This window comes from Naasia sp. SYSU D00948, assembly GCF_017916515.1.
Classification (GTDB): domain Bacteria; phylum Actinomycetota; class Actinomycetes; order Actinomycetales; family Microbacteriaceae; genus Naasia.
In genome coordinates this window covers 302,843-328,294 of the sequence record NZ_JAFMTA010000001.1, presented here as the reverse complement: position 1 = coordinate 328,294, position 25,452 = coordinate 302,843, and the positions used below count along the sequence as shown (strand labels likewise).

Annotated in this window: 27 protein-coding genes and 1 tRNA gene; 17 read left to right on the top strand and 11 right to left on the bottom strand. The window is 72.0% G+C overall.

The window, feature by feature from the left end:
• The first annotated feature begins 236 nt into the window (after positions 1 to 236).
• The 5 genes from J3P30_RS01580 to J3P30_RS01560 all read left to right on the top strand — a co-directional run bounded on the left by J3P30_RS01580 (position 237) and on the right by J3P30_RS01560 (position 4,010).
• On the top strand, positions 237 to 461 hold the full coding sequence (locus J3P30_RS01580; protein WP_210479207.1) for a hypothetical protein: 225 nt from the start codon (positions 237 to 239) through the stop codon (positions 459 to 461).
• 9 nt (positions 462 to 470) lie between these two features.
• Entirely contained in the window at positions 471 to 1,316 is an 846-nt protein-coding gene (murI, locus tag J3P30_RS01575) for a glutamate racemase (protein WP_210479206.1), read from the top strand.
• A complete protein-coding gene (rph, locus tag J3P30_RS01570; RefSeq protein ID WP_210479205.1) occupies positions 1,313 to 2,053 on the top strand; it encodes a ribonuclease PH in 741 nt (246 codons plus the stop codon). The genes murI and rph overlap by 4 nt, the downstream gene beginning before the upstream one ends.
• Positions 2,050 to 2,640 carry an RdgB/HAM1 family non-canonical purine NTP pyrophosphatase gene (rdgB, locus tag J3P30_RS01565; RefSeq protein WP_307807354.1) on the top strand — a complete coding sequence of 197 codons (591 nt, stop codon included), beginning with the start codon at positions 2,050 to 2,052 and terminating at the stop codon, positions 2,638 to 2,640. The genes rph and rdgB overlap by 4 nt, the downstream gene beginning before the upstream one ends.
• Before the next feature lie 125 nt (positions 2,641 to 2,765).
• On the top strand, positions 2,766 to 4,010 hold the full coding sequence (locus tag J3P30_RS01560) for an Nramp family divalent metal transporter (RefSeq protein WP_210479204.1): 1,245 nt from the start codon (positions 2,766 to 2,768) through the stop codon (positions 4,008 to 4,010).
• 57 nt (positions 4,011 to 4,067) lie between these two features.
• Here J3P30_RS01560 and J3P30_RS01555 read toward each other — a convergent pair whose 3' ends face one another.
• Together J3P30_RS01555 and J3P30_RS01550 are read right to left on the bottom strand one after the other, a co-directional pair.
• Positions 4,068 to 4,814: a DedA family protein gene (locus J3P30_RS01555; RefSeq protein ID WP_210479203.1), complete on the bottom strand. Its 747-nt coding sequence runs from the start codon at positions 4,812 to 4,814 to the stop codon at positions 4,068 to 4,070.
• 442 nt (positions 4,815 to 5,256) lie between these two features.
• Positions 5,257 to 5,341: transfer RNA gene (locus tag J3P30_RS01550), tRNA-Leu, on the bottom strand.
• A 91-nt stretch (positions 5,342 to 5,432) separates the two neighbouring features.
• Here J3P30_RS01550 and J3P30_RS01545 point away from each other — a divergent pair.
• Together J3P30_RS01545 and J3P30_RS01540 are read left to right on the top strand one after the other, a co-directional pair.
• Positions 5,433 to 6,533, top strand: coding sequence for an alpha/beta hydrolase (locus J3P30_RS01545; RefSeq protein WP_246852683.1), 1,101 nt, complete (start codon positions 5,433 to 5,435; stop codon positions 6,531 to 6,533).
• 49 nt (positions 6,534 to 6,582) lie between these two features.
• Positions 6,583 to 7,395, top strand: a complete 813-nt coding sequence (locus J3P30_RS01540) for a DUF1206 domain-containing protein (protein WP_210479202.1) — start codon at positions 6,583 to 6,585, stop codon at positions 7,393 to 7,395.
• Between the two features lie 63 nt (positions 7,396 to 7,458).
• Here the strand turns inward: J3P30_RS01540 and J3P30_RS01535 are convergent, their stop codons facing one another.
• Positions 7,459 to 8,706, bottom strand: coding sequence for a hypothetical protein (locus J3P30_RS01535; protein ID WP_210479201.1), 1,248 nt, complete (start codon positions 8,704 to 8,706; stop codon positions 7,459 to 7,461).
• Positions 8,707 to 9,000: 294 nt separating this feature from the next.
• On the opposite strand from J3P30_RS01535, the gene J3P30_RS01530 reads away from it, so the two are divergent.
• Complete coding sequence (locus J3P30_RS01530) at positions 9,001 to 9,795, top strand: hypothetical protein (RefSeq protein WP_210479200.1); 795 nt, start codon at positions 9,001 to 9,003, stop codon at positions 9,793 to 9,795.
• Positions 9,796 to 10,342: 547 nt separating this feature from the next.
• Entirely contained in the window at positions 10,343 to 10,612 is a 270-nt protein-coding gene (locus J3P30_RS01525) for a hypothetical protein (protein WP_246852682.1), read from the top strand.
• A 102-nt stretch (positions 10,613 to 10,714) separates the two neighbouring features.
• Here J3P30_RS01525 and J3P30_RS01520 read toward each other — a convergent pair whose 3' ends face one another.
• Positions 10,715 to 11,500 carry a hypothetical protein gene (locus tag J3P30_RS01520; RefSeq protein ID WP_210479199.1) on the bottom strand — a complete coding sequence of 262 codons (786 nt, stop codon included), beginning with the start codon at positions 11,498 to 11,500 and terminating at the stop codon, positions 10,715 to 10,717.
• A gap of 739 nt (positions 11,501 to 12,239) precedes the next feature.
• On the opposite strand from J3P30_RS01520, the gene J3P30_RS01515 reads away from it, so the two are divergent.
• From J3P30_RS01515 to J3P30_RS01500, 4 genes are all read left to right on the top strand, one after another.
• Entirely contained in the window at positions 12,240 to 13,469 is a 1,230-nt protein-coding gene (locus J3P30_RS01515) for a CpaF family protein (protein WP_210479198.1), read from the top strand.
• Positions 13,466 to 14,320 (top strand): type II secretion system F family protein, encoded by an 855-nt coding sequence (locus J3P30_RS01510; protein WP_210479197.1) that lies wholly within the window; start codon positions 13,466 to 13,468, stop codon positions 14,318 to 14,320. The genes J3P30_RS01515 and J3P30_RS01510 overlap by 4 nt, the downstream gene beginning before the upstream one ends.
• Positions 14,308 to 15,243 (top strand): type II secretion system F family protein, encoded by a 936-nt coding sequence (locus tag J3P30_RS01505; protein ID WP_307807353.1) that lies wholly within the window; start codon positions 14,308 to 14,310, stop codon positions 15,241 to 15,243. Before J3P30_RS01510 ends, J3P30_RS01505 begins: the two co-directional genes overlap by 13 nt.
• A gap of 86 nt (positions 15,244 to 15,329) precedes the next feature.
• Positions 15,330 to 15,587, top strand: coding sequence for a hypothetical protein (locus tag J3P30_RS01500; protein WP_210479196.1), 258 nt, complete (start codon positions 15,330 to 15,332; stop codon positions 15,585 to 15,587).
• A gap of 41 nt (positions 15,588 to 15,628) precedes the next feature.
• Here J3P30_RS01500 and J3P30_RS01495 read toward each other — a convergent pair whose 3' ends face one another.
• The 4 genes from J3P30_RS01495 to J3P30_RS15495 all read right to left on the bottom strand — a co-directional run bounded on the left by J3P30_RS01495 (position 15,629) and on the right by J3P30_RS15495 (position 18,438).
• Entirely contained in the window at positions 15,629 to 16,258 is a 630-nt protein-coding gene (locus J3P30_RS01495) for a hypothetical protein (RefSeq protein ID WP_210479195.1), read from the bottom strand.
• Between the two features lie 173 nt (positions 16,259 to 16,431).
• Positions 16,432 to 17,274 carry a hypothetical protein gene (locus J3P30_RS01490; RefSeq protein WP_210479194.1) on the bottom strand — a complete coding sequence of 281 codons (843 nt, stop codon included), beginning with the start codon at positions 17,272 to 17,274 and terminating at the stop codon, positions 16,432 to 16,434.
• A gap of 1 nt (position 17,275) precedes the next feature.
• A complete protein-coding gene (locus J3P30_RS15500; protein WP_307807352.1) occupies positions 17,276 to 17,866 on the bottom strand; it encodes a sigma-70 family RNA polymerase sigma factor in 591 nt (196 codons plus the stop codon).
• A 71-nt stretch (positions 17,867 to 17,937) separates the two neighbouring features.
• Positions 17,938 to 18,438, bottom strand: a complete 501-nt coding sequence (locus tag J3P30_RS15495; RefSeq protein WP_210479193.1) for a hypothetical protein — start codon at positions 18,436 to 18,438, stop codon at positions 17,938 to 17,940.
• A 179-nt stretch (positions 18,439 to 18,617) separates the two neighbouring features.
• Between J3P30_RS15495 and J3P30_RS01475 the strand changes: the two genes are divergently transcribed.
• The 3 genes from J3P30_RS01475 (at position 18,618) to surE (ending at position 21,114) form a co-directional block, all read left to right on the top strand.
• Positions 18,618 to 19,322 (top strand): alpha/beta fold hydrolase, encoded by a 705-nt coding sequence (locus J3P30_RS01475; RefSeq protein WP_210479192.1) that lies wholly within the window; start codon positions 18,618 to 18,620, stop codon positions 19,320 to 19,322.
• Positions 19,323 to 19,429: 107 nt separating this feature from the next.
• On the top strand, positions 19,430 to 20,359 hold the full coding sequence (locus tag J3P30_RS01470) for a PfkB family carbohydrate kinase (protein WP_210479191.1): 930 nt from the start codon (positions 19,430 to 19,432) through the stop codon (positions 20,357 to 20,359).
• A gap of 2 nt (positions 20,360 to 20,361) precedes the next feature.
• Entirely contained in the window at positions 20,362 to 21,114 is a 753-nt protein-coding gene (surE, locus tag J3P30_RS01465; protein ID WP_210481808.1) for a 5'/3'-nucleotidase SurE, read from the top strand.
• On the opposite strand, the gene J3P30_RS01460 is transcribed toward surE, so the two are convergent.
• On the bottom strand, positions 21,111 to 21,953 hold the full coding sequence (locus J3P30_RS01460) for a hypothetical protein (protein WP_210479190.1): 843 nt from the start codon (positions 21,951 to 21,953) through the stop codon (positions 21,111 to 21,113). The two genes, surE and J3P30_RS01460, sit on opposite strands and share 4 nt — an antisense overlap.
• Positions 21,954 to 22,073: 120 nt before the next feature.
• Between J3P30_RS01460 and J3P30_RS01455 the strand changes: the two genes are divergently transcribed.
• Entirely contained in the window at positions 22,074 to 23,849 is a 1,776-nt protein-coding gene (locus J3P30_RS01455; RefSeq protein WP_210479189.1) for a DEAD/DEAH box helicase, read from the top strand.
• Between the two features lie 15 nt (positions 23,850 to 23,864).
• Here J3P30_RS01455 and J3P30_RS01450 read toward each other — a convergent pair whose 3' ends face one another.
• Positions 23,865 to 24,695, bottom strand: a complete 831-nt coding sequence (locus tag J3P30_RS01450; RefSeq protein WP_210479188.1) for a hypothetical protein — start codon at positions 24,693 to 24,695, stop codon at positions 23,865 to 23,867.
• Positions 24,696 to 24,715: 20 nt separating this feature from the next.
• Positions 24,716 to 25,339, bottom strand: coding sequence for a DUF4126 domain-containing protein (locus J3P30_RS01445; RefSeq protein WP_210479187.1), 624 nt, complete (start codon positions 25,337 to 25,339; stop codon positions 24,716 to 24,718).
• Positions 25,340 to 25,452 lie beyond the last annotated feature (113 nt).

Genomic DNA, 25,452 nt, shown 5'->3' with positions numbered 1-25,452 from the left:
CGGTCAGCCTACTGAGGCGCCAACTCGCGCTGCGCGGCCTGGACGGCGGGTGCCAGCCGGTGCAGACGCCGCGCCGCGCCGCCGTGCACCCCTCGGTCGGCCCCCCAACTGGGGAGCGGGGCCGCCTACCTCGCGGGTTCGGCCGCTCCCTAGCATGGGCCCATGCGTTCCGCGCTACCCGGCCCGGAAAACCGCTGCACCCACAGCGGCCCCCTCCTCCCGCCCGAGAGGCTCCCATGCCCTACCTCCCCCTGCCCGCCGACGCCTCCCCGAGCACCCTCGCCGCGGAACTGACCCTCAGCGGCCTCGACCTCATCCCTGCAGGCGTCGCCGCCGCCGTGCTCACCGCCCTCGGCACCGCGCTCGTCATCACCGCGATGCGCCGCAGCGATGCCGAGCGGGAGGCGCTGGCGGCCGACGACGAGCGCGCGCTCCGCGGACCGCAGAGGGTCGACGCCTAGACTGAACCGATGGCTGACGCACCGATCGGAGTGTTCGACTCCGGTGTCGGCGGGCTCACCGTGGCCCGGGCGATCCTCGACCAGCTTCCGAACGAGTCGATCCTCTACGTCGGCGACACCGCGAACGGTCCGTACGGGCCGAAGCCCCTCGCCGCCGTCCGCGAGCACGCCCTCGGGATCATGGACGACCTCGTCGACGAGGGGGTGAAGCTCCTCGTCATCGCCTGCAACACGGCGTCGGCGGCAGTGCTGAGGGATGCACGCGAGCGCTTCACGCAGGGCTACGGCATCCCGGTGGTCGAGGTGATCCTCCCCGCCGTGCGCGCCGCAGTGCACCAGACGCGCAACCGCAGGGTGGGTGTCATCGGCACGGTCGCGACGATCACCTCTCGGGCGTACGACGACGCGTTCGCGGCGGCGCCCGACCTGGAGCTCTTCTCGGCGGCCTGCCCGCGGTTCGTGGAGTTCGTGGAGGCGGGCGTGACGACCGGCGACGAGCTGTTCGCGGCCGCCCGGGAGTACCTCGCGCCGCTGCTCTCCGCCGACATCGACACCCTCGTGCTCGGCTGCACCCACTACCCGATGCTGTCCGCGGCGATCCAGTACGTCGTCGGGCCGGACGTCCGGCTCGTGTCGAGCGCCGACGAGACCGCACGGGACGTGTACCGGCGCCTCGTCGAGCACGGGATGCTTCGCACCGACGCGTCCCCGCCGCGCCGCGTCTTCGAGGCGACCGGCGACGACGCAGCCGAGTTCACGCGCCTCGCCCGCCGGTTCCTCGGGCTCGAGGCGCCCGTCGCCGATGCCGTGCTCACCGGGTCCATACCGCTTCCCCAACTGAGAGGAGCCCCATGACGGGCACCCGGATCGACGGCCGCGCCGGCGACGAGCTGCGCGAGGTCGTCATCGAGCGGGGCTGGAGCCGCCAGGCCGAGGGGTCCGCGCTGATCTCGTTCGGTCAGACGCGCGTGCTCTGCACCGCCTCGTTCACCCCGGGGGTGCCGCGATGGATGACGGGCAAGGGGACGGGCTGGATCACGGCCGAGTACTCGATGCTTCCGCGCGCGACCAACACCCGGAGCGACCGCGAGTCGGTGAAGGGGCGCATAGGCGGCCGGACGCACGAGATCTCGCGGCTGATCGGCCGGTCCCTCCGCGCCATCATCGATCTCAAGGCCCTCGGTGAGAACACCGTCGTGCTCGACTGCGACGTCCTCCAGGCCGACGGCGGAACCCGCACGGCGTCGATCACCGGCGCCTACGTCGCCCTCGCCGAGGCCGTCACGTGGGCGCGGGGCGAGAAGCTGATCGCCCAGCGCGCCGAGCCTCTGGTCGACAGCGTCGCGGCGATCTCGGTCGGCATCGTCGACGGTGAGCCGATGCTCGACCTCGCATACACCGAGGACGTCCGTGCCGAGACCGACATGAACGTCGTGGCGACGGGACGCGGCCTCTTCGTCGAGGTGCAGGGCACCGCGGAGCGGGCGCCGTTCGACCGCGGGGAGCTCGACCGGCTCCTCGACCTCGCCCTCGTCGGCACGGGCCGCCTCGCCGAGATCCAGCGCGACGTGCTGGCGGCCGTCTCCTCGTGACCGAGGCCGTGCAGGTCGTGCTCGCGACGCACAACGAGCACAAGGTGCTCGAGCTGCGGCGCATCCTCGGCCCGGATCTCGGGCCGATCGAGCTCGTCGCGTACGACGGTCCGGAGCCGGTCGAGGACGGCGAGACGTTCGAGGAGAACGCCCTGATCAAGGCCCGGGCGGCGGCCCGGCACACCGGCCTTCCCGCCATCGCCGACGACTCCGGCATCGCCGTGGACGCCCTCGGCGGCGCTCCCGGCATCCACTCCGCCCGCTACGCCGGCACCCGCCGCTCGGAGGACAACGTCGCGCTCCTCCTGGAGCGGCTCCGCGGCGTCGAGGACCGGCGGGCACAGTTCGTGTGCGCCGCCGCGGCCGTCCTGCCTGGCGGAACCGAGCACGTGGTCCGCGCCGAGTGGCCGGGCCGGGTCCTCGAGGCCCCCGCGGGCTCCGGCGGCTTCGGGTACGACCCGGTGTTCCGCCCGGACGAGGTCGAGGTCTCCGCCGCGGAGCTGACGCCGGAGCAGAAGGACGCTCTGAGCCACCGCCGCCGCGCCTTCAGCGCCCTGCTGCCCTGGCTGCACGCGCACCTCTCCTGACCTCCGCCGTCCGTCCCGGCCGTCGTTCCCGTCGAAGTGCCACTTGGTGCTGTCATCTCCGCGTTTTGACGGCACCACGTGGCACTTCGGCGGACGGCGTCACCGGCCGTCACTAGAGTCGGCGCATGGGACTGGCGACCGCGGTGAGCGCAGTGCCCACGCGGGTCCGCCTGTGGACGATGCTCGGCCCCGCGATCGTCGCGGGGGTCGCCTACCTCGACCCCGGCAACGTCGCGAGCAACATGACGGCGGGCGCCCGCTACGGCTACCTGCTCGTGTGGGTCGTGGTCGCCGGGAACACGATGGCGTGGCTGATCCAGTACCTCTCGGCGAAGCTCGGCATCGTGACCGCCCGCAGCCTGCCGGAGAACCTCGGCCGGCGGTTCAAGAGCAGGGCCGCCCGCTACGCCTACTGGGTGCAGGCGGAGCTGGTCGCGATGGCCACCGACGTGGCGGAGGTCATCGGCGGCGCGATCGCGCTGCAACTTCTGTTCGGGCTGCCGCTGCTGCTCGGCGGAGTCATCACCGGCATCGTCTCGCTCCTGCTGCTCGCGCTGCAGACGAGCTGGGGTCCGAAACCGTTCGAGCGGATCATCACCGGCTTCGTGCTGGTCATCGCGATCGGGTTCGGCGCCGGCATCGTCGTCGGCCCGCCCGACCCGGCGGCGGCGCTCGAGGGGATCGTGCCCCGCTTCACCGACAGCGGCTCGGTGCTCCTCGCGGCCTCGATCCTCGGCGCGACGGTGATGCCGCACGCGATCTACGCGCACTCGGCGCTCACGCGGGACCGCTTCGGCGAGTCGCTCACGGTCGGTGACCGCCGGGCGAGGATCCGCGCCACACGGGTCGACGTGACGATCGCCCTCGCCGTGGCCGGCACCGTCAACATCGTCATCCTGCTGATCGCCGCCGCCTCGCTGCGTGGCGTGCCGGGCACCGACACACTGGAGGGCGCGCACGCCTCGATCGCCGGCACCCTCGGCCCCGTCGTCGCGACCCTGTTCGCGGTCGCGCTGCTGGCGTCCGGCCTCGCGTCGAGCTCGGTGGGCGCCTACGCGGGCGCCGAGATCATGCAGGGCCTGCTGCGCGTCCGAGTGCCGCTGATCGCCCGCCGGCTCGTGACGCTGGTGCCCGCGCTCGCGCTCCTCGTGCTCGGCGTGGACCCCACGCTCGCCCTGGTGATCAGTCAGGTCGTGCTGTCGTTCGGGATCCCGTTCGCACTCGTTCCGCTCGTCGCGCTGACGAGCCGGCGCTCGATCATGGGCGACTCCACCAATCGCGCCGCGACGACGGGTCTCGCGATCGTCGCCGCGGTGCTGCTGATCGCGCTCAACCTGACGCTGCTCTGGCTGGTCTTCACCGGCGGCTGAGCCCAGCCGCGAGCCCCACGGGACCGACCGCGGCCGACCAGGGCCGCAGATCCAGGCTCAGTCGAACTTCTGGTCGAAGGCGTCGGGCTCGAGGGCGAGCTCCTCCGGCTTCGCGCTCTCCGCCAGGCCCTCCTCGCGCGCCTTCTTCGCCTTCCGCGAGGACTGCACGTAGTGGTACACGGTCGGGATCAGGGTCAGGATGACCGCGCCGATGAGGATGACGTCGATGTACTCGCGGACGAACGTCGCGACCGGCGGGATGAACCCGAGCAGGTAGCCCAGGAACGTGAGGCCGACGCCCCAGATGAGGGCGCCGATCAGGTTGTACAGGGAGTACTTCTTGTAGTTCATGTGCCCGACGCCGGCGGCGACCGGGGCGAAGGTCCGCACGATCGGCACGAAGCGCGCGAGGATGACCGCGAGTCCGCCGAAGCGCTCGAAGAAGCGGTTGGTGCGGCGGACGTTCTCGATGCTGAAGAGCCCGGTCTCCTTGCGCTCGAAGATCCTCGGGCCGGCCTTGTGGCCGATCAGGTAGCCCACTTCACCGCCGAGGAACGCCGCCAGGCCGATCGCGAGGCACACCCACCAGATGTCGATGCGGATGCCGCCCTCCGTCGCGAGGTCGTGCATCCCGTAGAACGTGAGCAGACCGGTGATCACGAGGAGCGTGTCGCCCGGCAGCAGGAAGCCGATCAGGAGGCCGGTCTCCGCGAAGACGATCAGGCAGACTCCGAGGAGGGCCCAGGGGCCGAAGCTCGTGATGAGGGTGTCCGGGTCGAGCCAGGGGATGAGGGCGGTGTGCACAGGGCTCCTGACGTCGGCGAGCGGGCGCGCGACAAGACGGCGATCAGTGGGTCCCGATCAGGGTAGCGGGGGAATCTCGCCGGGAGCCGACATTGCCGGGGCGCGCACAGAAAGCGGACAGCGGTGTGCGCCGCAGTTGACGGGGCCGGGGCCGCCCCGGCGCTCAGATGGCCAGGGCGGCCGCTGAGGCCCCCGTGGCGTTCCGGCTACCCGAATGCGGAACGCCGCTGGATCCCTCTCACCCGAATCGGAATCCGTGCGACCACGCTAGCCGCGGTCCCGCGCTGCGTCCAGGTCAAAATGAGCGGGCCTCACGTTATCGCCGCAGTTCCGCACTAGCACGGGGACGTCATATCGGCACAAGGGCCACAAGTCCTGTGCAGATCGCGCTCGAGAGGCTGGTGTCCGCCTCCGCCGGCCGAGAGAGGCGCGGGTGCGGTGCTGGTGCGGGAGGCGGGACTTGAACCCGCACGCTCGGAAGCACAGGAACCTAAATCCTGCGTGTCTGCCAGTTCCACCACTCCCGCGAGGCGCGTTCAGTGTATCGGGGCGTTGCAGAGCGGTTGCAGGCGCGGAGCGGGCGCCGCGGGAAGCACGAGGATCCCTAGCGTTCGGGGCATGACCGCGGATCTCACCCTCGCCGGCGCGCCTCCGCTCATGGACGCCGACGTGACGCTTCCGGCCGTCCTCGCTCCTTCGCGCGGCGAGGTGGCGGATGCCCGGCCGGGCCGCGAGGGCCGCCACGCTCCCGAGGAGTGGGAGCCGGACGTGCTCGGCGCCGGCTACGAGCAACTCACCCTGCCGCTCGGCGAGGACGACGAGGGGGAGGTCGCCGCGACTCTCGTGCGTCACACCCCGGCGCGTCCCGTCGCCGGGCCCCTGGCGGACGTGGACGTGCTCTATGTGCACGGCTGGTCGGACTACTTCTTCCAGACCCACGTCGCGGAGTGGTGGGCGGGACTCGGGGCGCGCTTCCACGCCCTCGACCTACGGAAGTACGGCAGGAGCCTGCGGAGCTGGCAGACGCCCGGGTTCGTGAACGACCTCGCCGTGTACGACGCGGACCTCGAAGCCGCTCTCGCCGCGATCGGACAAGGCGCCGGCGGCGCCCGGGACCGCCGCATCGTCCTCGTGGGTCACTCGACCGGCGGCCTCACGCTCAGCCTGTGGGCGCACCGCCATCCCGGCCGCGCTGCCGCCGTCGTGCTCAACAGTCCGTGGCTGGAGTTCCAGGGCGACTCCGTGGGCCGGCTCGCGATCACGCCGATGGTCACGCTCCGGGCGCGGTTCCGTCCTCAGGATGTGCTTCCGCGCATCGACCTGGGCCACTACGCCCGGACCCTGCTGCGCGACTACGGCGGGGAGTGGGACTACGACCGGCTGTGGCGCCCGGAGCAGGGGTTCCCGGTGACACCGGCCTGGCTCGCCGCCATCCTCGAGGGCCACGCCGCGGTGGCGCGCGGCCTCGACATCGATGCGCCCGTCTTCGTCTGGCTGTCGCGCCGCAGCGCGCTCGGCCCCTTCTGGAGCGAGCGGATGCGCACCGCCGACGTGGCGATCGATGTCGACGAGGTGGCGCAGCGGGCGATGCGCCTCGGCTCCGTGGTGACGGTGACGCGCATCGAGGATGCGGTCCACGACGTGATGCTGTCCCGGGCGAGCGTGCGGGCGAAGGCCGAGGACCAGCTGCGGCGGTGGCTCGCCGCCTACGTCGCGTGACCTCCGCAACCCCTGCCGGGAGCGGACGGCGCGGCCCTAGCGTGTGCCCATGGCGACATCCTCGGCTCAGGCCGGACAGGGCCTGAGCCGTCTCCGCCAGAGCTTCGGCTTCCGGACCGGCGCACGAGTCGGCTACCTGGTGGCCGGGCTCCTGCACATCCTGATCGGGATCCTCGCGATCACCGTCGCCCTCGGGGGAGGAGGCCAGGCGGACCAGTCCGGCGCACTCGCCACGATCGCGCAGAACCCCGGCGGTGCCCTCCTGCTCTGGATCATCGTCGTCGGCCTCGTCGCGCTCGGGCTCTGGCAGGTCCTCGAGGCGCTCACGGTGTCCGATCCCGATCGGAAGAAGCGGGTCGGCAAGCGCGTCAAGGAGGCGGGCAAGGCGATCGCGTACCTCGCGATCGGCCTCACCGCTCTCCGCTTCGCGACGGGTGGCGGGGAGAGCAGCGAGCAGAGCGCGGAGGGAGCCGCAGCGGGGCTTCTCGCGAGTCCCCTCGGCGTCGCGGCCGTGCTCGCCGTGGCGCTCATCGCGATCGGCATCGGAGTCGCCTTCATCGCCTCGGGCGTCAGGAAGAAGTTCCTGGAGCACGTGTCCGTGCCCCCGGGCGGTGCCGGCAGGGCGGTTCCCCTGCTCGGCCAGGTCGGCTACGTCGCGAAGGGCGTCGCCGTCGTCGTGATCGGGCTCCTGTTCGGTGCGGCCGCCTTCACCCACGACCCGAACCGAGCCGGCGGCTTGGACGGCGCGCTCAAAGCGCTCGCCGCGCTTCCCTTCGGCGTCGTGGTCCTCGTCGTAGTGGGGCTCGGCTTCGTCGCGTACGGGCTGTTCTTCTTCGTCCGGGCCTGGCGCCCGCGGTTCTGACGCCGCTCCAGGCGCGGGCGAAGGGACGGGAGCCGGTACCGGAGCCGTCGAGCCGCCGGTCCCTCAGTGGTGCCGGTCGAGCTCCGCCTCGTATCTGTCGCGCAGCTGCCGGGCCGCGGCGAGCGAGGCGGCCAGCTTCGCGGCAGCGAGCTGGAGGACGACCGTCCCCGGCCCGCGGCCGGTCCGCCGCGCAACAGCCACCGCGACCACCGCGGCAGCCACGACCACGATCGCGCCGACGGTGAAGATCGCCGCGGTGAAAGGCTCGGTGTCGCCGTACGACAGCACGGGCAGCGCCAGGGGTCCGGCGCCGATCAGGGCGAGGCCCGCCACCCGGATCGCGAGGAAGCGGTCGCGGCGGGCGAAAGCCGCCCAGACGGCGGCCAGGCCGAACGTCGCCACCGCGATGGGAATCGCGGTCGTGATCGTGCTGACCAGGAGGAGGTTCAGGGCGATCGCCGCCCACGCCCCGGCGCTCGGCGGGGGCGTGGCCACCAGCCAGAGAAGCGCGAGCCAGAGGATCACCGTCTCGAGGACGAGCGCCCCGAGGAGCAGCACCAGGATCAGCGCCCGGCACCGACCCTGACCCCTCGGCGCGCGCTCGGGGTCCCCGGCCGATCCGACGCCGAGCGGCTCCCGTGCGGTCTCGCTGATCGTGCCGCGGAAGGCCTCGAACGCCAGTGCCGCCGCCTGGACGTCCTCCCGCGCGTGGAGCAGGCGGACGCGGGCGAGCTTCTGCCCGAGGAAGCCCTCGTGAAGGAGCCCGTAGGCGGCGAACGTGCCGATCGTCACGAGGAGCAGGGCGACGGCGAGCGCCGGCTGGTCCGCCACGCGGGTCGCCGTCACCGCGGCCGCGAGAGCGGTGGCGGCGGCCACGAGCTGCTGCACGGTCTGCGCCCAGTCCACCCGTAGGTAGTCGAGGTCCGTCGCCTCGGTCGGGACCAGGAACGTCGCGATGAAGGCGACGCCGAAGGTCGCGGCGAAGACGAGGAGCGCCGTCACGATCACCGTCGCATCCGCGGCCGTGATGCCGGCGGTGAGGTCCCAGCCGGTTAACAGGTCGAACGTGACGTCCAGGCGGGGCGACGTCGTCACGTCGGGCGCTCCGACCACGAGATCAACGTCGGTGAAGCGGTCGAGGTTGCCCGCGATCTCGATGACCACGAAGAGGAGGGCGGCGAGGGGGAGGATCCGCCCCACACCCCGCTCGACGCTCCGGCGGGCCGCTCGCCGGGCCCGCGCGATCGCGAGTTCCGCGGCCGCGTCGGCCGGGGCAGGAGCACCGAGAGGATCGCCGCCCTGCACCGCCATGGGCCGAGGATAGGGTGCCCGCCGGGCAGCGGATAGGCGTTCGCCGCGCCGCGCCGAGCCAGGCCAGGACGACGCCCGACAGTGGGACTAGCCGAGGCTCGGCTGTGGGGAACGGGAGCGCGAGGTGCCAGGATCAGTGGATACTTCCCGCGATGGAGAACCGTGCCCATGCGAGGGAGCTCGTGCGTACCAGCGCGTCAAGGTGAGGTTGATGCAGCAGCCGACCGTCCTTGCGAGGGGACTACGTGTCCGACGTGGGCCTCCGCCCCGCTTCGTGAATGACGGGGCGCGCTGGTGAGGGAAAAACCGAGGGCCTTCGTTCTGTCGGTGCTCGTTGCTCTTCTTGGGGCCGTGGTCGCCATATCCGTACGGAAACAGCATCAGAGCCCGACGGCAATATCCCAGCATGGCGCGTCAACGGGCTCCTTCGAGAGGCCCCTAGCGCCGGACATCCTCGATCGAAGCAATCTCCGAGCAAGGTCGGTGGAGGTGTTTCCGACCGCCTACTCGGCTCTCCTTAGCGTCGTACAAGGCCTCGCGCTCGGCGCGCTCGTCGCGAAAATCTTCGAGGGCGATGATGGTGCGGGCGCGATTCCTGTATGGATGCAGGCCTTTACGTCTTTGGTGACTATAACGGTAGTGTTCTACATGTACTCGTGGCTCGTCCTGGTCGCTAGGTGGACTCCTACCATCTTCGATACGCTAGTTCCTCTCGTGCTCGGGATGTCCGAGATCGCGCTGGTTTCACAGGTCGGGTCGACCGCCTGGATTCTATTCCTGGCGCTGGTTCAGCTGGCCGGATCTGCTGCCTTTTTGCACTCGATATTGCGGATTCGACCGGATCTGTTTGAACACGTCTCGGTGTTCGTGTCGATTCGAAAACTACTTCTGTTTCTCATGTTGCTCGCTTCTTCGAGCGGCGGGGTCGCGGTCTTTGGATGGGCGTGGCTAAACGGTGCTCCTGCTGAGCAGTGGATATCTCCATTCGCCAGCGCTGGAGGATTAGTCGTCGGGATTATCATGGTGGTCGCTTCCGAGGTAACCTTGCGAAGGATATTCGCTCAATATGGGCTCACGTTCTTTCGTTAGGTATGTACACTCGCAAGTACCGCTTCGGATGGCCCCATTTGGCTGCACCATCGAGGCTCTGAGATACCTGCCGCAGGAAACGAGGGAGGGCATCGGGGTTGAAGACGCGAACAGGAGCATCGATTCTGCAAGGTCGCCGGCAAGAATCTGATCCTGGCAGAACGCGCGGGGCACAGCGCCAGCGTCACAGAAGCATGCTCCTTCGGTTGCAGTAAGTCGAGGAGGGCGGTGAGCGTTTAGCGGCGCCGTGCCTTGTCGTTGCGTCCCTACACCGATGAGAGGGAACGCGAGGATCCTTCCCCTTGCAACGGCTCGGTTCCAACGCGCGTCAGCTAAGAAGGGGCGCCGTGGCCCGGAAATACTGCCGCCGGCGCGGGGGTGTGGAGAGCGCCGTCCCCCGAGCCGTCGCCGACACTGTCGGACTGCCGAGCGCCGTCGGGACGATCACCGAGCGGGTGCGCGCGGGTGCGTGGACCTCGGCACTGACCGGGCACTGGCGCACCGCTACGTGCGGGAGGAGGTGTAGCGCTACGCCGAGCGGGCGCTCGTGGGAGCGGAGCCGGTGCCCGCGGACGAGCCGGCGACCGAGTCGTCGGTGCTCGCCTCCCTCACCGGCTTCGGCACCCTGCAGCCGCTGCTCGATGACGACGAGGTCGAGGAGGTGTGCATCAACGCCCCGCACCGCGTGTTCGCCGTGCGCGGCGGCGTCGCGGAGTTGACCCCGGTCGTCCTCACCGACGCGGAGGTGCGCGACCTGGTCGAGCGGATGCTGCAGCACTCTGGAAGGCGACTCGACCTGTCAAAACCCGCACTTTGACAGATATCCGAGCACGTCTTCTTCGGTTTTTCTAGATTGCAGGACGAGACGGCGAGGGACCAGTCGGTCCGACGCTGGAAAGAGAGGCTAACGCGACGTCGCCTAGGTCGGGATCTGCAACTGTTTCGCCCGGGACCTCCAATAGATTTTCCGGGCGGGTTCGCTGATCACGGACAGCGAAAAGTTCTCCACGTCGTTCAGTACGTAGATGTTCTTGGCGTGCGCCTGCTGCAGCACCGATCCACGCACTACGAGAGCGTGGTGGACGTCGGCATCCGTGTCTCCGGGACCCGCGTAAACCATGTCTACGCGGTACGCGCCGCTTGCTCGGCCCTCTGTGATCTCGACCCATTCCCTCACGGTGCGCTGGATAGCGAACAAGAAGCTCTCCTCGCTGCCGCTCGGTACGTGCAGTTCGTGGGCGGCGTCTACGTCCCAATCGGCGTGCCCAGCTTCCGCAATGTGAAGAAGGCCTAGCGGGGGCGAGTTCGGGTTCGGCTTCAGGTAGACCGCCCCGGGGCCATCATTCCTTACAGTCCCAACCAACTGCACGACCACCAGCGCGTCGTCGTCGTTTGGGAGATGGAAGAACCGGTCATCGCCCAGGGTGCCCTCAGGGCCGGAGATGCGGCCCCCGGGGTAAGTGCCGCCATAGACGAGCCTGTGCCGCGGCAATCCGACTTCAATACGCGCGATCTGCTGTTCCTCCAGGGACTTAGCTGCTTGCTTGACCGCCTCCTTCGTCCATACCGTCTGTCTGGCGACGATGATCGCTCCGACACCGGCAAGGAGGGCGGCAACTATGGAAGCGAGGACAGCCGCGACGTCCCAACCGTCCGGGGGGCTCTCGACGTAGATGACGTCGCGGGCGAAAGCGAGGAGAAGCACGCGGTCAGGGTATCCGCCACGACCGGACCGATTCCAAGGCTCCAGCAACTGGTGGGTGGGCTGCTCGATGGGCGAATGCGCCAAGGGGAGGCGTTCGGGGGAGTGCCCGGGCGGCAGTGCCGCCCACGCCCGGATGCCCCGCGGCTGCCACTCCTGCCACGGCGGCGGGCTAACACTCAGGTGGGCGAGCAGGGCTCGCTCGATCGCCGTCATCCCGAGCGCGAAAGGCTCGCCTGGCAGGGCGGCGGAGGCGCTTGTGCAGGTGCCGCAGATTGTAGCCGTTCACCTTCCGCGAGTTGTCTCGGCCGCCGAGCACCCAGGTGTCCACACTGCTCAGCAGGCACCAGGCTCCTTCCGCCTCACTGGGCAGCACCCGCACGCTGCCGACGCCGCAGAGCATGCACCGCGAAGTCCGTCCTCGGCGCCGCCACCCGGACGGGGACCTCAGTGCGCGCCTTCAGCAGTGCTGCAAACGTAATACGCGAGTGCTGATGCTGGTGCTCCGTCAGGAGAGCCCACGGCTTGCGTGAGCCCCTTCCCGGCTCCATTTCGACCACCGGCGTCAGCCGTGCGCCCAAGCTGGCTTCCGGTATCGGTAGGTAGCGTCGACATGCCGCCCCACGCGGCCGGGTCAACCGGCCACTCGGTCTGTCGTCGCAGCGCCTGGATGAGCGGTGCAGGCTGCCGAGACTGTGGACAAGGCACGCGCGCTGTGCCTCTCGCCGCCGACACTGTCGGCATGCCGAGCGCCGTCGGGACGATCACCGAGCGGGTGCGCGCGCGGGTCCGGCGGGAGGGCGTCGACCTCGCCGGCGACCGGGCGCTGGCGCACCGCTACGTGCGGGAGGAGGTGCAGCGCTACGCCGAGCGGGCGCTCGGGGGAGCGGAGCCGGTGCTCGGTGACGAGACGGCGACCGAGTCGGCGGTGCTCGCCTCCCTCACCGGGTTCGGCGCCCTGCAGCCGCTGCTCGACGACGACGAGGTCGAGGAGGTGTGGATCAACGCCCCGCACCGCGTGTTCGCCGCCCGCGGCGGCGTCGCGGAGCTGACCCCGGTCGTCCTCACCGACGCCGAGGTGCGCGACCTCGTCGAGCGGATGCTGCAGCACTCCGGCCGCCGGCTCGACCTCTCGTCCCCGTTCGTGGACGCGTCGCTGCCGGACGGCTCGCGGCTGCACGTCGTGATCCCCGAGGTGACCTCGCGACACTGGGCGGTGAACATCCGCAAGTTCTCGCGCCGTCCCCGCGACCTCCAGCGCCTGGTGGCGCTCGGGTCGCTCGACCGCCGGTCAGCGGAGTTCCTGCGTCTCGCCGTGCTCGCGGGCCTCAACATCCTCGTCTCCGGCGCGACCCAGGCCGGCAAGACGACCCTCCTCGGCGCGCTCCTGTCGGCCGCGGCGCCGTCCGAGCGCATCGTGACGGCGGAGGAGACGTTCGAGCTGGCCCCGGCCGCCCGGGACGTCGTCGCGATGCAGTGCCGGCAGCCGAGCCTCGAGGGCACGGGCGAGATCACCCTCCGTCGCCTCGTCAAGGAGGCGCTGCGGATGCGGCCCGACCGGCTCGTCGTCGGCGAGGTCCGCGAGGCGGAGGCGCTCGACCTGCTCATCGCCCTCAACAGCGGGATCCCGGGCATGTGCAGCATCCACGCGAACAGCGCCGACGACGCGCTGCGGAAGCTGTGCACGCTGCCTCTGCTCGCGGGCCGGAACATCGACTCGTCCTTCGTCGTGCCCACTGTGGCGTCGACCGTGGACCTCGTCGTGCACTGCCGGATGCTGCCCGACGGACGCCGGCGGGTGGCGGCCATCGCGGAGCCCATCGGGGGAGCCGACGGCGAGCCGCTGCGGGCCGTCGACCTCTTCGCCCTCGATCGCGAGGCGATGCGCCGCACCGGGGCGCCGCTGACGCGAGCGGGCAAGTTCCGGGACGCGGGTCTGGATCCGCGACCGCTGCTCGAGGCGACGGCATGAGGCTGCTCCTCGGGGCGTCCCTCGGGGCCGGGCTGCTGCTTATCGCCGCTCCCTGGCTGTGGCCGACGGGGCGACGGACGAGGACGCCGCGGCCGAATCTGCTCGCCGAGCGGCTGGCTCGGGCAGGACTCGCGGGCGTGCCGCTGCGCACCCTGGTCGCGCTGTCGGTCCTGTCGGCGCTGACGGGCGGGGGTCTCGCGGTCGCGATGACCGGTGTGCCGGCCTATGGCCTGCTCGCCGGCGTCGTCGCCCTCGCCATCCCGGCGATGCTCGCCGCGTCCCGGGCGGCGGCCGCGCGGCGAGCGGCCCGGTCCTCGTGGCCCGACCTGATCGATCACCTCGTGGCGTCGCTGCGGGCCGGCATCCCGCTCCCGGAGGCCGTGGCGGCGCTGGCCGCGCCGGCTCCCGCCGCGTACCGCGAGGCGTTCGCCTCCTTCGGCGCCGGATTCCGAGCGACCGGGGACGCCGGACTGTGCCTCGACGAGTTGAAGGAGCGGCTGGCGGATCCCGTCGCCGACCGTCTCATCGAGACCCTTCGGATGGCGCGCGAGGTGGGCGGCACCGAGCTCGTGGGCGTCCTGCGCACCCTCGGCTCGCACCTGCGGCAGGAGGCGGCCGCGCGGAGCGAGATCGACGCGCGCCAGAGCTGGGTGCGCGGCGCCGCTCGGCTCGGGGTGGCCGCGCCCTGGGTGGTCCTCGCGCTGCTCAGCACCAGGGCCGAGGCGGCCGCCGCGTACGCCAGTCCGCAGGGCGTCGCGCTCCTGGCCGGGGCGCTCGCCGTGTCCGTCGTGGCCTACCGGCTGATGCTCGCCGCCGGCAGGCTCCCGGAGGAGCGGCGGTGGTTCCGGTGACCGGTGTGGGGTGGGCCCTCGTCCTCGGCGCCTTTCTGGGGCTCGGGCTCTGGACCCTGGCGAGTGCCGTTCCGCGCATCGGCGCCCCTCGACTGGCGCAGCGCCTCGCGCCGCATCTCGTCGACGTGTCGGCCGAGGCGCGGCGGCTCGTCGCGCGCCGCCCGTCCGATCCGCTGCCCCTGCTCGGACAGCTCGGCGCGCCGCTGATCGAGGCGCTGCGCCAGGCGCTCGACCGTGTGCTCGGTGGACGGGACACGCTCCTCTGGCGCATCCGCGCCGCCGGTCTCGACCTCACCGTCGAGCGATACCGGTCCCAGCAGCTGCTCGCGCTGCTGCTCGGGACGGCAGCCGGGGGAGTGCCGACGATGCTCCTCCTCGGAGCGCCGCCCGGCGTCCGGCTCGCGCTGCCGCTCCTCGGCGCGGCGATCGGGCTGTTCGGACGCGATCACTTGCTCGGCCGTGCAGCACGCCGGAGGCTGCAGCGGATGCGCGAGGAGCTGCCGACCGTGCTGGAGTTCCTCGTCCTGTCCCTGTCCGCGGGCGAGGGACTCCAGGACGCCATCCGGCGCGTCTCGCGGATCGGGTCGGGAGCGGTGGCCAAGGAGCTCGCCGTCGTGATGGCGGAGGTCGGCAGCGGCGTCCCGCTCGCCACGGCGCTCGGGCGCATGTCCCGGGAGCTGCGCCTGCCCCCGCTGTCCCGCGCCGTGGACCACCTCATCGCGGCGCTCGAGCGGGGCTCACCGCTGGCGGAGGTGCTCCGCGCTCAGGCCGAGGACTGCCGGAACGAGGCACGCCGAATTCTGCTCGAGAGCGCGGGCCGGAAGGAGATCGCGATGCTCGTGCCGCTCGTGTTCCTGATCCTGCCGACGACCGTCGTCATCGCGATCTTCCCCGGCCTGCTCGTTCTGCAGACCGGATTCTGACTCTCGGCAGATCGTCCGTTTGGCCGTGGCGCCGGCGCCGGCGGCGTCGCACAATGGCCGAAGATCCCCGGACCCGAGGAGTCGACATGGCTCGGCATTCGATTTGGTTCCTCGCTGCGACGGCCGCCCTGGCCTTCGCTTCCGCGGCCGGGCCGGCTGCGGCAGCTCCGCCGGTCGGCGGCTGTCCCAGCGGGGGAGGCTTCGAGCTGTTCCCGACGAGCATGTTCCCGCCGGACGTCGTCGAGATCGTGGACCTGAACCGCGACGGTCTCGTCTGCGGGAAGCGCACCAGCAGTCCCTTCGGCGGCGTCATCATCGACAACGCCGTCCGCGACGCGGACTAGGCCCTCCCTCGAGGACGACAGCCACCCGCAGGGCGCTGCGCTCAGCCCTTCTCGCAGACGTACCAGGCGTAGTCGATGGAGTCCTCCGCGCTGGTGGAGACGGTGATCTGAGCCGACGCGTACAGCGAGTCGGTCAACCCGAAGCGGGGCGGGGCGGTGTTGTAGGACCGCAGCGTTCCCGAGTTCTCGGGGCTGGTGGAGCACCCCTCCTTCATCGGGCCCACGCTGATCCCCATCGCTTCGGCGGCGTCGTGGAACCGCTGGGTCGCCGCGGCGATGATGTCGGCCTCGCTCGGCTCGTAGGCCTGCCGCGCCGCTTCCGTGTACTGGGAGAGCTCCGCCTCCTTCCCGACGAGGGCCTCCTCGGCCGCGACCGCCCTGGCCTCGGACGCGGCTGCCGCTGCCTCTGCCGCCTCGAGCTCGTCCTCCGCCTCGGTGAGCCGCTTTCCGAGGTCCTCGATCTGGCGTCCGGCGCGGTCCAGCTCGGCGGCGGTCGCGGCGGACCTCTCGGCAGCGCTCGACGCCACTGCAGCACCGATTCCGCCGGCAACGGCAGCGCCGAGCAGGAGGGCTCCCGCCGCGGTCACGGCTGTGAGCCGCACGGACACGGTGCGTCCGCGGGCGGGCGGGACCTCGGGCGGCGTGGAGACGGTCGGATCGTGCGGAGTCATCGCTTCCCTCGGGATGTTTGCGTCAACTCAAGCAGTGGGGGAGACGGCGCGTCGACCCCACTTCGCGCGTCGACGGGTGGGTCCACTTCCCGGCCGGGGAAGGCTCGCGGAATGACGATCGCCGGGGTCCCCTGACGGAACCCCGGCGATCACTCCTGAGTATGGCGGTCCCGTCAGTCCCTGCCGCCGCGGCCGCTGTTGGCGGAGCCGGAGCCCGAGTTGCCGTTGCCGGACCCCGAGTTCGAGGTGCCGCTGTCGTCGGCGCCCTCGTCCTCGACCTCGTCGCCCGAGTCCTCCGCGGAGTCGTCGCCCGAGCCGCCCTGCCCGCGGTTCTGGTGGGCGGCCTCGGACACGGCCTCGCCATGCTCCCGGCCCACGGTCGAGTCGTCGTGCGCGGCTTCGACCACACCCTGCGCGTGCTCGGTCTTGGGGCCAGCGTCGGCGGTGCCGTCGACGCCGCCGACGCCGTCCGCTCCGCTGTCGTCGGTCTCCGTGTCCGCAACGGCGTCACCGGTCGGCGCCGTCCCGTCGGTTCCCGTGTCGTCGTCGTCCGTCGTGGACACGTCGTCCGCGGGAAGCGGCACGACGGTCTCGACGACCGTGTCGAAGCCGGCCTGGATGCCGGGCGGCAGCGCGTGTGCCGCCCCGGCTCCGACCACGCCGACGGCTGCCGCGGCAGCCCCGATCCCGAGCTTGGCGACGAGCCCCAGCCCGGTGAACCACGTGAGAAACATGGATGCGATCCCCCTCCGCGAAGCGGCCGCCGGTCCTGCCGGCACCCTGCCCCGATCCGATCGCTGCGCCAGACCCCCCAGCGCAGCCGTCGAGATCCCCGGCACTCGATCGAGGTCGAGGAGAGTCGTCACCGCAGCAGACGGCCGCGGCGACGACTCCGAGGAGGCGGACCGGAGGTCGTCGACGAGCATCGCGAGCGGCTGCAGGTCGGGACGGCCATGGAGTGCCGTCCCGGCCAGCAGCGCGGTGATGTCGTCGTCCGACAGTCGGTTGTTCCTCATCTCAATCCTCGCTATCGCCGGAGCGGCCGGAAAGGGTACGGGTCGGAGACAACTTCTTCCGCAGAGCCTCGAGCCCGCGGCGTTGGAGCGCCTTCACCGCGCCGGGACGTTTGCGGAGGATGGCGGCGACCTCCTCGATCGAGAGGTCCGCGACGATCCGGAGGACGAGCACGTCCCGCTGGTCGGGCGCGAGGGTGTCGAGCAGCTTCCGCGTCTCGGCGTCCCCGATGCCGCTCAGGGCCTCATGCTCGGCGCTCGCGCTGCAGCGGCCGTCACTCTCGGGATCCCACTCGACCTCGAGAGGACGCCGGGAGCGGGCCCGGAAGTCGTCGACGAGCCGGCGGTACACGATGGTGAAGACGAAGGAGCGGAACCCCGCCTCGCCTCCGTCGAACGTCGGCAGGGCCTCGAAGACGGCGAGGAACACCTCGCTCGTCAGGTCCTCGGGCTCCGCGGCTCCTCGAGCGCGCAGGAAGGCGTGGACGGCAGGGGAGTAGCCGTTCCACACCTTCCCGAGCGCCCACGGTGCTCCAACCCGAGCCGCGGCGAGAACGGCGTCGAAGACGTCGTCCTGGGTCGCCGCTCTGCTCACCCGGGGCACGCTAGCCACCGTGTGAGCCGCGGCAGCGGCGGCGCGCGCGACGCAGCCAGAAACGCAGCGCGTCAGCCTCCGATGCGCTCCAGAGCCGGCGACTCCTCCTGGGGCGCCCGGACGGCGGAGCGCCAGCGCGCGAGCCGCAGGATTCCGAGGATGACCACGCCGGCGACGACGACCTGGTTCAGGAGCAGCAGAGCGAGATACGCGGCCGCGGGCATCCCGACGAACCGGTCCGGCTCGGGGTACTCGCCGATCGTCGCGGCGGTGAAGAGGATCCCCAGCAGCACGAGGAGGACGGTGCCGATCACGCCCAGCGCGCGCGCCCGCGTGGCGAGGAGCAGGAACACCGCGAACGCGACCATCGGAGCCAGCGGGGGAGCGAGCGCTGTCCCCTTGGACAGGAACTCCTGGGCCACGAGGCCGGGCGTCGCAGCCGACGGCGGGGTGGGCGCGTCGCCGAACGCGACCTGAGCCGGCATCGCGAGGGCGATGGACAGCAGCGCCCCGACCACCTGCAGGATGAGGCACAGGAGCGAGACGGAGAGGAACGCCCGGCGGAGGGTCACGGGAAGCCTTTCGATTTCGGCCGGGCGCATGACCGGCGGCGGACGCCGGCCGCGCCGGCTGAGGGGACGCTACTGGCGCGCCGACCTGGTGCCGATCGCCGGACCGGGGCGGCAAGCCCCGCGCAATCCCGGTGCAATCCGCGGGACGCGATGTCGGTGGTTCGCCGTATCGTGCCGCCATGGACGTGCTGCTGCTTCCCGGTTTCTGGCTCGACGCGACATCGTGGGAGCGTGTGACACCGCCCCTCGTGGAGGCCGGGCATACCGTCCACCCGCTCACCCTTCCCGGACTCGAGCGGGACGCCGATCGGCGCGGCATCGGGCTCGCCGACCAGGTGGCGGCCGTGGTCGCCGCGGTGGACGCGCTCCCGGGTCCGGTCGCGCTCGTCGGGCACTCGGGCGGCGGCGCGGTCGCGGCCGCCGTAGCCGATGCCCGGCCGGAGCGCGTCGCTCACGTCGTCTACGTGGACGCCGGCCCGCTGCCCGAGGGCGCGGCGATCAACGAGGGCTTCGCCGCGGTCGACGGGGAGATCCCCCTGCCCGATTGGTCGGAGTTCGACGAGTCCGAGCTCGTCGGTCTCACGGAGGAGCTGCGCGCCGAGTTCCGCTCCCGAGCGATCCCGGAGCCCGCTGCCGTGGCGTCCGATCCCGCGCGACTGACGGACGAACGGCGCTACGACGTGCCGACCACCGTCATCACGACGTCGATGCCGGCGGCCGTGCTCGAGCAGCTGCTCGAGCAGGGTCATCCGTTTGTCACCGAGCTCGCCCGGATGCGGCACCGGAGGATCGTCGAGCTGCCCACGGGCCACTGGCCGCAGTTCACCCGCCCGACCGAGCTGGGTCAGGTGATCGCCGAGGCGCTCGCGAACCCGCCGGGATGACCGGCCGGAGAGCGCAGGGGAACTCGGCGGATTCTCTGCCGGGCATCCCCGGGCGCCGACCAGACTGAGGAGACGAGCCGCGACCGCGGCGTGCACCAGGGAGGCCCGTGGGAACCGTCGCCGTCTTCGCCCCGTCTCCGCTTCTCACCGTGACGGTCGAGGAGTCGCCCACCGGACCGGACGTCCACGTGCATGCGGGAGGACAGGGGGTGTGGCAGGCGCGGATGCTGGAGTCGCTCGGCGCCTCCGTCACGATCTGCTCGGTCCTCCTCGGCGAGGTCGGCGACATCCTCCGGCACCTCATCGAAGGCGAGGGCATCCGCGTGCGCGCCGTCGAGCGGGACGGGCGCGGGGCCGCCTACGTGCACGACCGGCGGCAGGGCGAGCGGGAGCCCGTGGTCGAGACCGCGGGGGACGTGCTCATCCGGCACGACCTCGACGAGCTCTACAACCTGACGCTGCACTCCGGCCTGGAGTCCGACCTCACGGTCCTCTCCGGTCCGGCGGGCGACGAGGTGCTGCCGGCCGACACCTACCGGCGGCTGGCCGCAGACCTCCGCGCGGCGGGCAAGCCGGTTGTCGCGGACCTCGCCGGCGAGCGGCTCGATGCCGCGCTCGAGGGCGGCCTGACCGTGCTCAAGGTCAGCGACTCCGAGCTGGTCGAGGACGGGCGCGCTGCGGACGCGGAGCCGGGATCGGTGCGCGAGGCCATGCACCGCCTGCGCGACCAGGGCGCCGAGAGCGTCATCGTCTCGAGCTCGACCGGCACGACCCTGCTGCTGACCGGCGATCGTCTGCTCCGGTTCCGGACTCCGTCGCTGCAGGTCGTCGACACGAAGGGCGCGGGGGACTCCCTGACGGCCGCCGTCGCGGCGGTGCTCGCCGACGGCGGCTCGATCGAGGACGCGGTCCGGCTGGGCGCGGCGGCGGGCGCGCTCAACGTCACCCGGCACGGGCTCGGTTCCGCGCGCGCCGACGCCATCCAGGCGATGACGGCGCAGGTCGAGATCCGGCCGTTCGAGGAGGAGGGATCGTGAGCATGCGGGCGCTCATCACCAACGACGACGGCATCGACTCGCCGGGCATCTGGGCGCTGGCGAACGCTGCTCGGGATGCCGGCCTCGACGTCGTGGTCGCGGCGCCGTCCACGGAGTTCAGCGGCAGCAGCGCCTCGATCATCGCGCAGCAGGAGGACGGGCGGATCCGCTTCCGCCGGCACGATGTGCCGGCTCTGGACGGCATCGAGACGTACGCCGTGGACGCGGCGCCCGCCCTCATCGCCCTCGTCGCCGCGCACGGGAACTTCGGCGCCGTTCCCGACGTGGTCCTCTCGGGCATCAACCGCGGAGCCAACATCGGCCGCGTCGTCCTGCACTCGGGCACCGTCGGCGCGGCCCTCACGGCTGCGGTCAACGGCATCCGGGCCCTCGCCGTCTCCCTCGACGTCGGCCTGCGGCCGGCCGAGCACCACTGGGGGACCGCGGCGGCGCTGGCGGGGCGGCTGCTGCCCTTCCTCGCCGACGAGAAGCCCGGCGCGGTGTTCAACCTCAACGTGCCGAACGTGCCGCCCGACACCCTTCCGGAGCTCCGGGAGGCCCGCCTCGCCCGATTCGGCGTGGTCCAGACGACGATGACCGAGCCGTTCGAGGGCGACGTGCGCCTCGCGGTGGCCGACACCGAGGCGCCCGCCGAGCCGGGCAGCGATGCCGCCTGCCTGGCTGAGGGCATCGCGCCGGTCACGCGCATCGAGCCCGTCGACGACGCGCCGCTGGGGTTCGAGCTGCCCAGCTAGGCGGCGGCGCTGCCGGCTCGGGCCTCGTCGCCCGTCCGCCGTTCCGCGTCCCGTCGCTCCTGGGTGCCCGGCGCCTCGCGCGAGGGGATCAGGGCGACGGCGAGTCCCCACAGGACGGCGAGGGTGCACCACGTGATGCCCTCCGTGCCTCCGGCGCGCTCGGGGTAGGCGGCGACCGAGAGTCCGATGAGCGCGGCCGAGAGGCTGATGGCCACCCGGAACAGTCGACGCGCGGGCGGCCACACCGCGGCCAGGCCGGTGGCGAGGGCCACGGCGGCGCCCGCCGCTCCCTGGACCGGCCAATGCTCGATCCCGTTCGTGATACTGCCCAGCACGCCCGCTCGCGACTGCTCGAACGCCGCGAGCACGTACGGCAGCCAGAGACCCGCACCGGCGACGGCCAGGATCGCGAGAGGCCGGCTCACCGAGACCGGCACTCCGCGAGTGGGACGCGTCCCGAGCAGCCACCCCAGCCCGAGCACCGACGCGCCGATCACCGCGGCCGGCACCGCGGGGCGGGGATCGAGGCCGGCCGCCGCGCTGAGAGCGAGAGCGACCGCCGCGATCGCGAGCAGCGCGAGACCCGGCAGCGCACGGCCGGGGGCGAGTGCGATCCACACGTAGGGGAGCGCGACGAAGAAGGTGAACAGGCTGCCCCAGCTCACCTCGAGCGGGACCTCCCAGATGTACTCCTGGTTCACCCATCCGGGCAGGGTCGCGAGGTCGATCAGGCCGAAGAAGGGCACGGCCGCGGCGACCGCCAGCGTCCACGCGAGGACCTGCGCGATGCGCACCCGGCGCGCGGGAACCGTCCTGGTGTCCGCTGTCCCGGTCGTCATGCCGCCAGGCTAGCGATGAGCGCGAGCCGGTGCCGCCGCCCGGCCGTTGCAGTGCGAGGCGGTGCACATGGATCGGCGACCGGCCTGACCACGAGAGGCGGCGGCGAGTACCGTTGGACAGTGTCGTCACCTGAACCCAGCGAGCAGGGCGAGGCCGATTCGGCCGGCCCCGAGCTCTCCTTCTCCCACCTGGGACTCGCCGACCCGGTCCTCAAGGCCCTGAGGGACGTCGGATACGAGACGCCGTCGGCCATCCAGGCCGCGACGATCCCCACGCTCCTCGCCGGCCGCGACGTCGTCGGCCTCGCCCAGACCGGCACCGGGAAGACCGCGGCGTTCGCGCTCCCGATCCTCTCCCGCCTCGACCTCGCGCAGTCCAGCCCCCAGGCGCTCGTGCTCGCCCCCACCCGTGAGCTCGCGCTCCAGGTGTGCGAGGCGTTCGAGAGCTACGCGGCGCACCTGCGCGGCGTCCGGGTCCTCCCGGTGTACGGCGGCCAGGGCTACGGCGTGCAGCTGTCCGCGCTGCGGCGCGGCGTCCACATCGTCGTCGGGACGCCGGGCCGGATCATGGACCACCTCGACAAGGGCACCCTCGATCTGTCCGAGCTCAAGTACCTCGTGCTCGACGAGGCCGACGAGATGCTCCGGATGGGCTTCGCCGAGGATGTCGAGACGATCCTCGCCGAGACGCCCGAGGACAAGCAGGTCGCCCTGTTCTCGGCCACCATGCCCGCGCAGATCCGGCGGATCTCCGCGAAGTACCTGCGGGATCCGGAGGAGATCACGGTCAAGACGACCACGACGACCTCGGCGAACACGACGCAGCGCTACCTCGTGGTCTCGTACCCGCAGAAGGTGGATGCGCTGACCCGGATCCTCGAGGTGGAGAACTTCGAGGCGATGATCGTCTTCGTCCGCACGAAGAACGAGACCGAGGCGCTCGCCGAGAAGCTGCGGGCCCGCGGCTACTCGGCGGCGGCGATCAGCGGCGACGTCGCCCAGGCGCAGCGCGAGCGGACCGTCAACCAGCTCAAGGCGGGCAAGCTCGACATTCTCGTCGCGACGGACGTCGCCGCCCGCGGCCTCGACGTCGACCGCATCAGCCACGTCGTCAACTACGACCTGCCGATCGACACCGAGTCGTACGTGCACCGCATCGGGCGCACGGGCCGCGCGGGACGCTCCGGAGATGCGATCAGCTTCGTCACCCCGCGCGAGCGCCGGATGCTGACCGCCATCGAGCGGGCGACGCGTCAGCCGCTCACCCAGATGCAGCTGCCGAGCGCCGAGGACGTGAACGCGACCCGGCTCGCGCGCTTCGACGACCAGATCACCGCGGCGCTCGAGCAGAGCGACCGCATCGCGCGGTTCCGCGACATCATCGGCCACTACGTGGAGCACCACAACGTGCCGGAGGCGGACGTCGCCGCCGCGCTCGCCGTGGTAGCCCAGGGCGAGACGCCCCTGCTGCTCTCCCCGGAGGAGGACCGCGCCGCACGCGTCGAGCGGGACGACCGCGGCCGGGCAGACCGCGGAGACCGGCGGGACGACGGGGAGCGGCGGGACGACGGCGAGCGGCGGGAGCGCCGGCCACGCGCCGGCGGCTCGCCCCGAGCGACGTACCGGATCGAGGTCGGACGGCGGCAGAAGGTCGAGCCGCGGCAGATCGTCGGCGCGCTCGCGAACGAGGGCGGCCTCAACCGCGACGACCTCGGGGGGATCGACATCCGCCCCGACTTCTCCCTCGTCGAGCTGCCCGCGGACCTGCCGGACGACGTCCTCGACAGGCTGAGCGGCACGCGGATCAGCGGGAAGCTGATCCAGCTCCGTCCCGATCGTGGACCGCGGCGGACAGCGGGTGCGGAGCGTCCGGGGCGGAAGCCGCGCCAGCACTGACGCGGGGCGGTGCCGTCAGACCTGCAGCGTCCGATCGGGCTCGCGCTGCGAGTCGTCGACCGGCGGCGACGGGTTTGCGGCTTTCCGCGAGGTCGGGGCGACCGGGACGACCATGAGGGCCAAGGCCCAGAGCACCGCGACGATGGCCCACAGCACGCCCTCCGTCGCCCCCTCCCGCTCCGGGTAGGCGAGCGCGGCGACGCCGATGAGGCCCGCGGACAGCCCTGTCGCGACGCGGAGCATCGAGCGTCCCGGACGCCAGACGGCGAGTCCGGCGCTCCCGGCAAGGATCGCCAGCCCGGCGGCCGCCTGCACGGGCCAGTGGTCGACACCGTTGGTGATCTCCCGGCCGATGCCGAGCCGGGACTGCTCGAGCGCGGAGAGGACGTACGGCACCCAGAGGGCCGCGCCGAGGAGCGCGAGCGCCAGGTAGGGCCAGGAGATGCGCCATGCCGGAGGATCCGAGCGGAGTCCGGTGAGGAGGGCGAGCGCCACCGCGGAGACGAGCACCGCGATCGCGACGGGGAGCGGCCGGAAATCCGTCCCTCCCGCCGCCCCGGCGACCAGCGAGAGGCCGCCGACCACCAGCGCCGCCAGGCCGGGCGCCGACCGGTGCGGGGCGAGGGCGACCCATGCATACCCGCCGGCGAGGAAGAAGGTGAAGAGAGCGCCCCAGCTCACGTCGAGGGGGACGGGCCACAGGTACTCCGGGTTCACCCAGCCCACGAGCGTCACGAGGTCGATCACGCCGAAGTACGGCACCGCGGCGACGAGGCACAGGACCGCGGCGAGCACCCGCGCGGCCCGCAGCCGGACGGGGGAGGTTCGTTCGGCGGGCGCAGTCACGTCGCCATGCTAGGGGCGCGTCAGCGCCATGGGCCGGCGATGCCGAGGGGCGCGTCCTGGCGCCGCCGCACCCGTCGACGCGTCTGGCGGACGAGGAGGACCAGTCCGACGACGAGCGCGGCGAGCACGAGCAGCACGAGCGCGGGGAGCAGGAGGGCGGCGATCACCAGTACGACGCTCACGACGTCCTCGGCCGTGCTGAGCACCGGTGCGCCGATGCCCGCGAGCGCGGCGTTCGCCGCCGCACGGGTCGCGGCCTTCGCCAGGTGCACGAGGAGGGCGAGGCCCACCCCCGCTGCGACCGGCACCCAGCTGCCTGAGGAGAAGAACTGGCCGGGGTCGCTGACGGCCGGCGTCGCGGCCGATGTGCCGGAGCCGAACACGATGCCGCCCGAGGCGGGACGGACAAGGGTCTGCACCACGTCGTTGACGTGGTCGACCGCGGGCACCTTGTCGGCGACCACCTCGATGAGGAAGAGGACGGCGAGGATCCCGAGCGTCCACTCGTTCTCGAGCCACGCCCACCCCGCCGGCAGCCCGATCACGTCGGTGAACCGCGACAGCAGGCCCAGGGCGAGCATGGGGATGTAGGCGTTCAGCCCGGCGGCAGCCGCCAGTCCTGTGCCGGTCAGGGCCTCGAGCATCGTCGACCTCCGTCCCCATCCTGACGGATGCAGGGTGCGCGAGCGCTGGGCACGCGGCAACCCGGATCGTGAGCCGGTGGAGGGTCCCAGGGCGCGAGTCTAGGGGTGTCCGG